Genomic DNA, 11,982 nt, shown 5'->3' with positions numbered 1-11,982 from the left:
GTGGGACGCGCTCATGGGGTTGGCGCTGCACGAGGCGTCGCACGCGCTCGCCAGCGACGACGTCCCCGTGGGGGCGCTCGTCGTCGACGCGGACGGGCGTCTGGTCGGCCTCGGCCGCAACCGCCGCGAGGAGACGGGCGACCCGACCGCGCACGCCGAGGTGCTCGCCCTGCGGCAGGCCGCCGCCACCCGCGGCGAGTGGCGGCTCGAGGGCTGCACCCTCGTCGTCACGCTGGAGCCGTGCGTGATGTGCGCGGGCGCGCTCGTCGCCGCGCGGGTGCGCCGCCTGGTGCTCGGCGCCTGGGACCCGAAGGCGGGCGCCACCGGCTCCGTCTGGGACCTGGTGCGCGACCAGCGCGCCAACCACGCCGTCGAGGTGGTCGGCGGGATCCGCGAGGACGAATGCGGAGGAATCCTGCGAGACTTCTTCGAGTCCCGCCGCTGACGGCGACGACTCCCGCCGCCGACGGAGGTCCTACCCGCATGGACGCCACCGCCTCGCACGACGCCCCGGCCGCCGACGGCCGCGCGGCCCCCACGCTCGCCGACTACGCGCGGCAGAGCGCCTACTCCGACCCCGGCCCGCACGCGGACCTGCTCCGCGCCGTGGCGCCGGACCCCGCCGCCACGGGGGCCGCCGCCTGCGCGACGATCGTGCACTACCGCGCCGGGGACCCCGACCTCGCCGACGAGCAACGCGACGACATCGACCAGCGGTGGCTGTCCGCCGTGCTCGGCACCGCCGTGGCGCGGCAGCCCGGCCCGCTCGGCGCGCCCCGCGAGCTGCACCGCCAGGTCGCCGGGTGCTGCCGCGACCACACGCTGTTCTCGCTCGGCGTGCTGCGCGAGCACGGGGTGCCCGCACGGTCGCGGATCGGGTTCGCGGGGTACTTCGAGCCGCCGTTCTTCCACGACCACGTCGTCGTCGAGCACTGGGACGCGGGGGCCGACGGGGGCGCCGGGCGCTGGGTGCGCTGGGACCCGGAGCTGACGCCCGACGGGCCGTGGGACTTCGACGTGCGCGACATGCCCACCGGGCCGGCGTCGCCGTTCCCCACCGCCGCCGAGGTGTGGCGGGCGATCCGTGCCGGCGAGGTGGACCCGGCGTCCTACGGCGTGGCTCCCGAGCTGCCCGACCTGGGCGGCAAGGACTTCGTGCGGGGCTATGTGCTGCTGGAGCTCGCGCACCGCATGCGCGACGAGCTGCTGCTCTGGGACCTCTGGGGGGCGCTGCCCGACGAGCCCGCCGTCGCGGCGCTCGTCGCCGCCTCCCCGCCGGGGCACGTGCCGCTGGTGCCGCTGACGGACGACGCGTGGGACACCCTCACCGACGCCCTGGCCGCCCTGCTGGTGGCGGCCGACGCGGGCGACGCCGACGCCGAGGCGGCCCTCGCCGAGCGGTACGCCGCCGGGCTGGGGCCGCGCGGGCGCGTCGTGACGACGTCGCCGACGGGCCGCGTCGGGGTCACCGATCTGCGCGAGCGCACCACGCGCTGGGCCGCCGCGGGCTGACGGGGCCGACGGGGCCGACGGGGCCGACGACGGGGGCCCGACGGGCGCGGTCGCTACAGCGCCGCGACGCGGATGCCGAACACGTCCCGCAGCGCGCGGCGCGCCGCGTGCCAGCCGCTCATCCCGTGCACCCCCGGCCCCGGGGGCGCGGACGCGGAGCACAGGTAGACGCCGCCGGCGACGCGGAACGGGTCCGCCCGCAGGGTGGGGCGGGCGAGCATCTGCCACATCGTGGCCGCGCCCGCGGAGATGTCCCCGCCCACGTAGTTGCGGTTGTGCTCCGCCATGCGGGCGGCGGGGACGGCCCGCGCGCCGACGACGACGTCGCGGAACCCCGGCGCGAAGCGCTCGATCTGCGCGGTGACGGTCGCGGTGACGTCGACGTCCGAGCCCGCGGGCACGTGCGTGTACGCCCACAGGGGGCGCAGCTCGCCGTCGGACGTCGGCACGCGCCGCGAGGTGTCGACGACGGTCGGGTCGCTGACCAGGCACACGGGGCGGGCGGCGTGGATGCCGGCGGCCACCTCGTTCTCGGCCCGGGCCACCTCGGCGCGGGTGCCACCCACGTGCACCGTGCCGGCGCGCCCCACCTCCGGGTCGGCCCACGGCACCGGCCCGGAGAGCACGTAGTCCACCTTGGCTGCGGCGTTGCCGTACCGGAACGCCTCGAGCGCGTGGCGCACACCGGGCGGCACGGCCGCTCCGAGCACCTCGAGCAGCGTGCGGGGCGTGGTGTCGAACAGGACCGCGCGGGCGGCGGGCAGGTCCGCCGGGGTGCGCACGCGGTGCCTGGTGACGACCGTCCCGCCGTGGGCCTCCAGGTCGGCGACCAGCGCCGCGGTGAGGGCGCCCGACCCGCCGCGGGGGATCGCCCACCCGCCGTCGAGCCCCGCGGTCCCGGGCCCGGCGTGCGCCAGCGCGCCCAGCAGCAGGGACGTGCCCGCGCCGGACAGCGAGGGCAGCCGCACGATCGCGTGCGAGGCGATGCCGGTGAGCATCGCGGGCGCGGCCTCCTCGGCGAACCGGGCGTCCCACGCGGCCGTGCCCTGCTCGGCCAGGCCGAGGCCGAACCGGGCGGCCGTGAGCACGCGGCCCACCGGGTCGGCCCGGTCGAGCAGCCCGGGCGGGAGGGAGCGGCGGTCGCCCATCGCGACGGCGACCACGGCCTCCCACCGCGCGGCGAGCGGGCCGAGCAGCGCGCGCCACGCGGCGCCGTCGGCGCCCAGCCGGTCGACGGTGCGGTCCAGGTCGCGGTACGCGACGCCCGCGGGGCCGTCCGGCAGCGGCTGCGCGTACGACGCCTCCGGCGTGAGCAGCTCGACGCCGTGCGCGGGCAGGTCGAAGGCGCGGAAGAACGGCGAGGCCCACGCCATCGGGTGCCCGGCGGAGCACAGGTCGTGCACGACGCCGTCCGGCAGCCCGGCGAACAGGTCGCCGTCGTCGCCGGGCGCCAGCGTGCGGGCCCCGCCGCCCACGGTGGCGTTCGCCTCCAGGACGGTCACCGACAGGCCCGCGCGGGCGAGCGTCACGGCCGCGGCGAGCCCGTTGGGGCCCGACCCGACGACGACGGCGTCCAGCACGGCGGCTCCTCGGCTCGGTGGGAGGGTGTCTCCTGCGATTCAACCACCGGCGCGGGCCGCTCGGCGGCCGCCGCCGAGCGGCTCAGCGCCGCAGGCCGACCGACCGCCCGGTGTCCGGACCGGGCTCGGTGAGCACGGCCGCCACCCGGTCGGCGACGTCCGGCGGGAACGGCGCGGACCGCCCGCCGGCGACGTGCAGGCCGAGCACCTCCTCGGTGGCGCGCAGGCGGCCGCCGGACCACATCTCGTGCCACAGGTGCAGCGCCTTGGCCGTGGCGCCCACGACGCTCGACCGGACCTCGAGGCCGGCCCCGGCGGGGACCTCGTCGAGGTAGCGCACGTGCGCCTCGACCGTGTACAGCGAGGCGTCGTGCGCCGCGCGGTACCCGGGGCCCAGGCCCAGCTGCTCCATCACGGCGTCGGTGGCGTGCCCGAACACGAGCACGTAGTACGCCTCGCTGAGGTGGCCGTTGTAGTCGATCCACTCGTCGCGGACCGGCTCGCGCCACGGCGGCAGCGCGACGGGGCCCGGCGCGCTCACGCGGCGCCCTTCGCGCGCAGCAGCGCGACCACCCGGCGGTCGCGCTCGGCGACCAGCTCGTCGACCGTGCGCCCGTCGGCCGCGTCGTCGCAGCCGGCGACGACGGCGTCCCGCAGGGCACCCGTGAGCTCCGGCGCGTCGAGGCGCGTCCACGGCGACAGCAGGGACGGGCCGAAGTGGTCGAGCATGTGCGCCATGCCGCCCTGGCCGCCCGCCAGGTGGAACGTGAGCATCGGGCCCTGGAAGGGCCAGCGCAGGCCGGGCCCGTCCGTGATCGACCGGTCGATCTGCTCCACCGTGGCCTCGCCGGCCTCGACCATGTGCAGGGCCTCCCGCCAGAGCGCCTCCTGCAGGCGGTTGGCGATGAAGCCCGGCACCTCGCGGTCCATGGTGATCACGGACTTGCCGGCGGCGGCGAAGAACTCGGACGCCCACGCGACGGCGTCGGGGTCGGTCCGCTCGCCGCCGACCACCTCGACCAGGGGGATGAGGTACGGCGGGTTGAACGGGTGCCCGACCACCATGCGCTCCGGGTGGGCGCACGCCGTGGCCATGTCCGTCATCGGGTAGCCGGACGTCGAGGAGGACACGACGACGTGCGGGGCCGTGACCTCGTCGATGTCGGCGAGGAGCCGGCGCTTGAGCTCGAGGTCCTCGGGCGCACTCTCCTGCACGAGGTCGGTGCCGTCGACGGCCTCGGCCAGGGTGGCGCAGACCGTGAGGTGGGCGCGGTCGGCGCCGTCGGCGAGGCCGAGCTCGGTGAGCGCGGGCCACGCGGCGTCCACGAGGTGGCGCAGCCGGGGCTCGGCGTCGGGCGCGGGGTCCCAGGCGCGGACCCGGTAGCCGTGGGCGAGGAAGTAGGCGACCCATCCGCCGCCGATGACGCCGGCGCCGACGCACGCGACGGTGCGCACCTGGTCCGGGGCGACGCGCGCGGTCACCGGCGGCCCCCCAGCGCGAGGATCTCGCGGGCGTCGTCGGGCGTGGCCACCCGCGCCCCCATCGCCTCGATGATGGTGCGGGCCTGCGTGACGAGCTGCGCGTTGGTGGCCTTGACCCCCTTGCGCAGGTACAGGTTGTCCTCGAGGCCCACGCGGACGTGGCCGCCCAGCAGCACGGACTGCGCCACCCACGGCAGCTGCATGCGCCCCAGCGCGAACGACGACCACACGGCGCCCTCGGGGAGCTGGTCGACCAGCGTCGCGAGCAGCCGCGGGTCGGCGGGCATGCCGTAGGGGACGTCCATGCACAGCTGGAACATGGCGGGGGAGTCGATCAGCCCCTCGGCCACGAGCTTCTTGGCGAAGACGAGCTGGCCGGTGTCGAAGATCTCCATCTCCACGCGGGTGCCGAGCTCCTGGATGCGGCGGGCGCCGTCGCGCAGGATGTCGGGCGTGCTGACGTAGACGAGGCTGCCCTCGCCGAAGTTGAGGCTGCCGCAGTCCAGCGTGCAGATGTCCGGCCGCACCTCGCCCACGTGCTTGAGCCGCTCCACGCCGTTCACCAGGTCGGTGCCCGGCAGGATCGTGGTGGGCTCCTTCGGGTCGAGGTAGAGGTCCCCGCCCATGCCCGCCGTGGTGTTGACGACGACGTCGACGTCGCTGGCCCGGAGGAGCTCGACGGCCTCGCGGTAGAGCGCGGTCTCCCGCGAGGGGGCGCCGGTGCGCGGGTCGCGCACGTGCACGTGCACGATGGCGGCGCCGGCACGGGCCGCGTCGATGCCCGCCTGGGCGATCTGCTCCGGGGTGACGGGCACGTGCTCCGACCGGCCGACGGTGTCGCCGGCGCCGGTGAGCGCGCAGGTGATGATGACGTTGCGGTTCATGGTGTCCTCTCGGGGGTCTTCGGGGACGGGTGGGTCTGTCGGCCGGGCAGGTCAGGGGCGCGACCGCACGACGGCGTCGGCGATCGCCTGCAGGCCCAGGTAGCTGAGGTCGCGGTAGTGGCGGTCCTCCCACGCGTCGGCGTAGGGCCACAGGGAGGTCTTGACGACCACGACGCCGGCGGCGCGGTCCACCAGCGTGAACTGGCCGTGGCTGCCGTCGGCGACGAGCGTGCGGCCCTCGGCGTCCGTCGGCCACCAGTGCCAGGCGTACCCGGCGTGCGTGGTGTACGCGCTCGGCAGCCGGCCGGGGGCGAGGAACGGGTAGGGCGGGACGCCGGCGCCGTCGACCCACGCGGGCGACAGCAGGCGATCTCCGTCGGGGGTGCCCCCGACCCGGCCGTCGAGCGCCAGCAGGCCGACGCGGGCCCAGTCGCGGGCGGTGGCGGCGACGCCGCCGCCGGCCATGGCGACGCCGTCGCCGTCCACGCCGACGACGGCGCCGTCGGTCGCGCCGAGGTCGGCCCAGAGCGCGGCCACCGCGTCGGCGAAGGGGGCGCCCGTGGCGCGCTCGCGCACCCAGTCGAGCACCTGGGAGTCGGCGGTGCAGTACTCCCACTGCGTGCCCGGCAGGAACTTGGGGCGGGTCTCGCGCAGCAGCGCGCGGCTGCTCCCTCCGGTGCGGAACGAGCGGACGAGGCGGCTGGCCGGCCCGTCGGGGTCGCGGTGGTCCTCCACCCAGTCCAGGCCCGTCGTCATCGTGACGACGTCCGTGACGGTGCACGGCTCGTAGCCGGACCCGGCCAGCTCGGGGACGTGGTCGACCACGCGGTCCGACAGGCGCAGGTCCCCGCGGGTCACCGCGACGCCGACGAGCGTGGCGAGCAGGGACTTGGTCATCGACGCGCCCAGGAACAGGGTGCCCGGGCCGAGGCCGTCGGCGTACCACTCGTGCACCACGTGGCCGCGGTCCAGCACGAGCAGGCTGGTGGCGTAGGTCTCCGCCCGCCACAGGTCCAGGTCGGCGAGGTGGCCGGCGCCCGCCACCTCCACGCGCAGGTCGCGGGGCGCGGCGGGCAGCGGCGCGGGACGGGGGGCGGGCACGCGCACGTGCGGCATCGCCGGCTGCCCCTCGGGCGTCAGGTGCGGGTCGATGAATCGCGTCGTGGCGAGGGTCTGCTCGGGCACGGCGGCTCCTTCCGGTCTCGTGGTCAGTCGATGCGCGGCGTGTGGGCCAGCAGGGTGCGCGTGTACTCCTGCTGCGGGTGCTCCATGACCCGCACGACCGGGCCCGACTCCACGAGCCGGCCGGCCGACAGGATGTCCACCCGCGCCGCGATGGACCGCACCAGCGCGAGGTTGTGGGTGACGAAGAGCATCGCGATGCCGCGCCGGGTGCGCAGGTGCTCCAGCAGCTCGACGATGGAGCCCTGCACGGACACGTCGAGCGCCGAGGTGATCTCGTCGCAGACCAGCACGTCCGGCTGGGCGGCCAGCGCCCGGGCGATCGCGACGCGCTGGCGCTCCCCGCCCGAGAGCCGGTCGGTGCGCAGGCGCAGCGCCGAGGGGCCGAGCGCGACGGCGTCCAGCAGCTCCACGACCCGGTCGGTGGCCTCGCGGCCGCGGGCGATCCCGAACAGCTCCATGGGCCGGCGCACGATCTGCTCCACGGTCTGGCGCGGGTTGAGCGACAGGTACGGGTTCTGGAACACGTACTGGATCCGCTTGCGGTCCTCCGCCGTGCGGCGGCGCGCCGAGGGCGCCAGCTCGTGGCCGTCGAAGACGACCGATCCGGTCCACTGCGCGTGCAGCCCGCCCACGGCGCGGGAGATGGTCGTCTTGCCGCTGCCCGACTCGCCCACGAGCGCCACGCACTCGCCGCGGGCCAGGTCGAAGGAGACGTCGTGCACCACCTGCGTGCGGCCGTAGGAGACGCTCAGCCCGGACACCGACAGCACGACGTCGCGCTCGGCGTCGGGGTCCGCGTCGGGCACGCGGCCGAGGTCGATGTCCCACGGGCCCAGGTCGGCGGTGCGCAGGCAGCGCGCCCAGTGGTCGGTGCCGAGGGTGACGGGCACCGGCTCGGTCGTCGCGCACGCGTCGGTCGCGAAGCGGCAGCGGTCGTGGAACCGGCAGCCCCCGGGCCGGCGCCCGGGCGGCGGCGTGCGGCCCGGGATGCCGGCCAGGGCGCGCGCCTGCCCGACGTGCGGGATGGCGTCCAGCAGCGCCCGCGTGTACGGGTGGGTCGGGTTGGTGAACACCTGCTCGCGCCCGCCCAGCTCGACCACGCGCCCCGCGTACATCACCGCGACCCGGTCGGCGACGTTCCCGATCACCGCCAGGTCGTGCGTGACGTACAGGGCGGCGACGCCGTGCGAGGCGCACAGCCGCTGCATGGTCTCGAGCACCATCGCCTGGGTGGTGACGTCGAGCCCGGTGGTGGGCTCGTCGAGCACCAGCACCTTCGGCCGGGGCAGGAACGCCATCGCGAGCGCGGCGCGCTGCACCTGGCCGCCCGACAGCTGGTGCGGGTAGCGGGCCAGGAAGGCGTCGTCGTCGGGCAGCCCGACCTCGGCCAGGCCGGCGCGGGCGCGGGCCAGCCGCCCGGCCGGGGTGTCGATGCCGCGCAGCTCGAGCAGCTCGACGATCTGCCGGCCGATGCGGATGCTCGGGTTGAGCGCCGACGCCGGGTCCTGCGGCATGTAGGCGACGTGCTCGCCGCGCAGCGACCGCACCTCGTCCTCGGGCAGGCCGAGCAGCTCGTGGCCGTCGACGACGACCTCGCCGGCGTCGATGGCGGCGCCGGCCCGGGCGTGGCCCAGGATGGCGGTGCCCACCGTGGTCTTGCCGGAGCCGGACTCGCCCACGAGGCCCAGGACCTCGCCCGGGCGCAGGGTGAGGTCGATCCCGTCGACGACGTCGACGCCGGCGCTCGCGCCGCCCGTGAGGGCGACCCGCAGGCCGCGGACCGTGCAGACGGCGCCGTCGTCGGCGGTCGTGCGGGGCTCCAGGGGGATGGTGGCGGTCATCGGTCGCCTCCCTTCGAGGTGAGCTGGGAGATCCCGTCCGCCATGACGTTGGTGCCGACGGCGAAGAGGCCGATCATCAGCACGGGCGCGAGCACCCCCCAGGGCTGGACCAGCAGGGCCAGCCGGTTCTCGTTGATCATCTGGCCCCAGTCGGCGGCGCCCGGGTCGGTCGCGAACCCGAGGAACGCGATCCCGGCGACCATGCCGATGGAGTAGGTGAGCCGCAGGCCGGCCTCGGCGAGCAGCGGGCCGCTCATGTTGGGCAGCACCTCGCGCACCACGACGCGCAGCCGCGGCTCGCCGAGCGCCTCCGCCGCGGTGACGAAGTCGCGGCGGGTGAGGCCGAGCGCCACCCCGCGCGACACCCGGGCGACGCGCGGCGCGTGGGAGACCCCGACGAGGAGCACGATCAGCCACGACGTCGGCTGGGCCACGGTGGACAGCACCAGCAGGGTGAGCAGGATCTGCGGGAACGCGAGGACGGCGTCGTTGAGCCGCATCACGACCTCGTCGAACCAGCCGCCCACGTAGGCGGCGAGGATCCCGACGAGCACGCCGAGCACGAGGCCGACGACGGTCGCGAGCAGCGCCACGACGAGCACCGACCGGCCCCCGTACAGCACGCGGGACAGCACGTCCTGGCCGAGGTAGTCGGTGCCGAGCACGCCCGTGCCGCTGTAGGGGTCGCCGGTGATCTCGTTCTCGCCGTGCGGCGCGAGCCACGGCCCGGCGACGGCGACGAGCACGACGAGGGCGGTGATCACGGCCCCGACGACGAGCCGCGGCTGCCGCAGGGCCGGCCACCGCCGGGCGGGGGCGTGCGCGGCCCCTGGAGAGGTGTCGGGGGAGGTGTCGGGGGAGGTGCCGGCGGACGGGCCGGTGGAGCGGGCGTCGGTGACGCTCATGAGCTGATCGCCGTCCTCTCGCGGGGCGTGCACAGGATGGACAGCACGTCGGCGACCAGGTTCACCACGACGTAGACGGCGGCGACGATCATCGCCAGGGCCTGCACCACGGGGACGTCGCTGTTGCGGACGCTGTCGACGAGGCTGGCGCCGATGCCGGGGTAGGAGAACAGGTACTCGACGAGCACGATGCCGCTGGCCAGCCAGGCGAGCTGGAGGCCGATCACCTGGATGCCCGGCACGACGGCGTTGCGCAGCGCGTGGCGGCGCAGCACGACGCGCTCGGGGACGCCCTTGAGGCGCGCCAGCTCGACGTAGTCGCTGTCGAGGACGTCGAGCAGCGTGGAGCGCATGATCCGCACGACGTACGGCGCCACCACGAGCACGAGCGTGGCCACGGGCAGCACCATCGACGCGGGTTGCGTCCAGGGTGCCGAGCCGCCCGCGCTGATGGTCACGGCGGGCAGGGCGTGGAAGACGACGGTGGAGAAGACCGACACCAGCACGATCCCGACGACGAACTCGGGCAGCCCGGCGAGCGTGAGCACGACGAGCTGGATGCCGTGGTCGAGCCGGCGGCCCCGGTGCCGGGCGCTGAGGAGCGCGACGCCGAACGAGACGGGGATGATCACGACGGCGGCGACGAGCACCAGCACGCCGCTGTTGACCACGCGGTCGCCGATGAGCTCGCCCACGGGCAGGCCGTTGGCCACCGACGTGCCGGGGTCGCCGGTGAGGAGCCCGCCGAGCCACTGCCAGTAGCGGTCCCAGAGCGACTCGTCGAGGTGCAGCTGCTCGCGGATCTGCTCGGCGCGGCCCAGGTTGGTGGCGGCCTCCTTGCCGAGGATGGCCTTGACGGGGTCGCCCAGGGCGGCCGTGGCCAGGAAGACCAGCACGGAGACCAGCCAGAGCGTGAGCGCCGCGAGGCCGAGGCGGCGGGCGGTCCAGAGCGTCCACGCCAGCGCGGCCGGGCGGGGGCGCGGGGCGTCGGCCGGCCGCGTCGCGACGGGACCGGGGTCGACGGGGGCGGCGGCGGGGTCGTCCTGCGGCGGTGCGGTGGTCATCTCATGCCCCCTCGACGAACGACACGCGGTGGAACTTGTAGCCGCCGCTGGGCAGGTAGCGGTCGGGCTCGAAGCCCTGCACGAGGTTCGAGTAGCCGTCGACCTGCTTCTTGAAGCCCCACACGACGAGCCCGCCGCGCTCGTGCTCGATCTCCTGGCAGCGGTGCAGCAGCTCGCCCCGCCGCTCCTCGTCGACGGTCCGGGTGGCCTGGTCGAACAGGTCCTGGAACTCGGCGTCGTCGAAGTGGGTCTCGTTGTACGGCGCGCTGGGCAGCGCGCACGACGCGGCCTGCGGGATGTAGTTGCGCGTCACCCAGAAGTCCTGCGCGAACGGCCACTGCAGGTACTGCTCGCCGTAGAAGGTGTTCGGGTCGGCCTTGTTCAGCCGGACGTCGATCCCGGCCTTGCGGGCCTGGTCGACGAAGAGGTTCGCGGCCTCGACGCCGCCGGCGCCCACGGCGGTCGACGTCACGAGCTCGACCTGCAGGTCCTCCTGGCCCGCCTGCTTGAGCAGGGAGCGCACCTTGTCGAGGTCCTGCTCGCGCTGCGGCAGGTCGTCGGCGTACGCGGGGTCGAAGGGGGAGTAGAGGTCGTTGCCGACGAAGCCGTACCCGCCGAGCGCCTGGTCGATCATCTGCTGGCGGTCGACGACGAGCCGCAGGGCCTCGCGCACCCGCACGTCGGAGAACGGCTCGGTGTCCACGCGCATGGTGAACGGCATCCATGCCCCGGTCTCGGACACGAGCGCGGAGGCGCCCTGCTCGGCGACCGCGTCGACGAGGTAGGTCGGCAGGTTGTCGATGCTCTGCACCTGGCCGGCGAGCAGCGCGTTGACCTTCGCGGCGTCGTCGGCGAAGTCGTAGATGACGAGGTCGTCGACCCAGGCCGGGTCGCCCCAGTAGTCGTCGTGGCGGGTGAAGCGGCTCATCTGCCCGGGGGTGAAGGTGTCGGCGGCGAAGGCGCCGGTGCCCACCGGGTGCGCCAGGTCGAAGTCCGTCGGCACGATGCCGGCGGTGTACTCCGCGAGCAGCTGGTCGAACACGGAGTACGGCTGCTTCAGCGCGAACCGGATCGTGTGGTCGTCCAGGACGCGCGAGCCCTTGACGTCCAGGACGTCGGTGAGGGGACCGGCGGCGCCGGTCTTCGGGTCGGTGATGCGCGCCATCGTGAACATGACGTCCTCGGCGGTCATCGTCTTGCCGTGGTGGAAGACGACGTCGCGGCGCAGCTCGACCGTCCATGAGGTGGCGTCCTTGCTCGGCGTCACCGCCGTCGCGAGGGCGGGGGCCAGCTCGTAGGCCGAGTCCCAGAAGAGCAGCGGCTCGTAGAGGTTGTTCACCCGGGCGATGTCCGGTGTGGTCACGGGAAAGTGCGGGTCGAGAGTGTCCGACAGACCGCCCCCGGTGGCGCCGTGGCTGAGGGTGCCTCCGCGCCGTCGTGCCGCACCTGGGTCGGGTGGCGCGGGTACGGCGCCGCACCCGGCGAGCGCGCCGCCGCCGACCGCTCCAGCGGCCGCGATCGCGGCCAGA

Annotated in this window: 11 protein-coding genes; 2 read left to right on the top strand and 9 right to left on the bottom strand. The window is 75.5% G+C overall.

The window, feature by feature from the left end; translation table 11 throughout:
- Positions 1–13: 13 nt before the first annotated feature.
- Together ACFU5J_RS10160 and ACFU5J_RS10155 are read left to right on the top strand one after the other, a co-directional pair.
- Positions 14–445 (top strand): nucleoside deaminase, encoded by a 432-nt coding sequence (locus ACFU5J_RS10160; protein ID WP_430576979.1) that lies wholly within the window; start codon positions 14–16, stop codon positions 443–445.
- Positions 446–483: 38 nt separating this feature from the next.
- The gene (locus ACFU5J_RS10155) at positions 484–1,512 is read left to right on the top strand and encodes a hypothetical protein (RefSeq protein WP_430576860.1); all 1,029 of its coding nucleotides are present in this window, start codon (positions 484–486) and stop codon (positions 1,510–1,512) included.
- A gap of 53 nt (positions 1,513–1,565) precedes the next feature.
- Here the strand turns inward: ACFU5J_RS10155 and ACFU5J_RS10150 are convergent, their stop codons facing one another.
- The 9 genes from ACFU5J_RS10150 to ACFU5J_RS10110 all read right to left on the bottom strand — a co-directional run bounded on the left by ACFU5J_RS10150 (position 1,566) and on the right by ACFU5J_RS10110 (position 11,816).
- Entirely contained in the window at positions 1,566–3,092 is a 1,527-nt protein-coding gene (locus tag ACFU5J_RS10150) for a phytoene desaturase family protein (protein WP_430578641.1), read from the bottom strand.
- An 82-nt stretch (positions 3,093–3,174) separates the two neighbouring features.
- The gene (locus ACFU5J_RS10145; RefSeq protein ID WP_430578640.1) at positions 3,175–3,633 is read right to left on the bottom strand and encodes a thioesterase family protein; all 459 of its coding nucleotides are present in this window, start codon (positions 3,631–3,633) and stop codon (positions 3,175–3,177) included.
- Positions 3,630–4,574: a 3-hydroxyacyl-CoA dehydrogenase NAD-binding domain-containing protein gene (locus ACFU5J_RS10140; protein WP_430578639.1), complete on the bottom strand. Its 945-nt coding sequence runs from the start codon at positions 4,572–4,574 to the stop codon at positions 3,630–3,632. Before ACFU5J_RS10140 ends, ACFU5J_RS10145 begins: the two co-directional genes overlap by 4 nt.
- Positions 4,571–5,458, bottom strand: coding sequence for a 3-keto-5-aminohexanoate cleavage protein (locus ACFU5J_RS10135; protein WP_430576856.1), 888 nt, complete (start codon positions 5,456–5,458; stop codon positions 4,571–4,573). Before ACFU5J_RS10135 ends, ACFU5J_RS10140 begins: the two co-directional genes overlap by 4 nt.
- Positions 5,459–5,509: 51 nt before the next feature.
- Positions 5,510–6,643, bottom strand: a complete 1,134-nt coding sequence (locus ACFU5J_RS10130; RefSeq protein ID WP_430578638.1) for a serine hydrolase domain-containing protein — start codon at positions 6,641–6,643, stop codon at positions 5,510–5,512.
- Positions 6,644–6,666: 23 nt separating this feature from the next.
- Positions 6,667–8,484 carry an ABC transporter ATP-binding protein gene (locus tag ACFU5J_RS10125; protein ID WP_430578637.1) on the bottom strand — a complete coding sequence of 606 codons (1,818 nt, stop codon included), beginning with the start codon at positions 8,482–8,484 and terminating at the stop codon, positions 6,667–6,669.
- Positions 8,481–9,389, bottom strand: a complete 909-nt coding sequence (locus tag ACFU5J_RS10120; protein WP_430576853.1) for an ABC transporter permease — start codon at positions 9,387–9,389, stop codon at positions 8,481–8,483. The genes ACFU5J_RS10125 and ACFU5J_RS10120 overlap by 4 nt, the downstream gene beginning before the upstream one ends.
- Entirely contained in the window at positions 9,386–10,453 is a 1,068-nt protein-coding gene (locus tag ACFU5J_RS10115) for an ABC transporter permease (protein WP_430578636.1), read from the bottom strand. The genes ACFU5J_RS10120 and ACFU5J_RS10115 overlap by 4 nt, the downstream gene beginning before the upstream one ends.
- Before the next feature lies 1 nt (position 10,454).
- Positions 10,455–11,816: an ABC transporter substrate-binding protein gene (locus tag ACFU5J_RS10110; protein WP_430576851.1), complete on the bottom strand. Its 1,362-nt coding sequence runs from the start codon at positions 11,814–11,816 to the stop codon at positions 10,455–10,457.
- Positions 11,817–11,982: the final 166 nt, after the last annotated feature.

Source organism: Isoptericola sp. NPDC057559, assembly GCF_042801555.1.
GTDB lineage: Bacteria > Actinomycetota > Actinomycetes > Actinomycetales > Cellulomonadaceae > Isoptericola.
The sequence above is the reverse complement of the archived record's forward strand: the minus strand, read 5'-3'. Positions and strand labels throughout refer to the sequence as shown.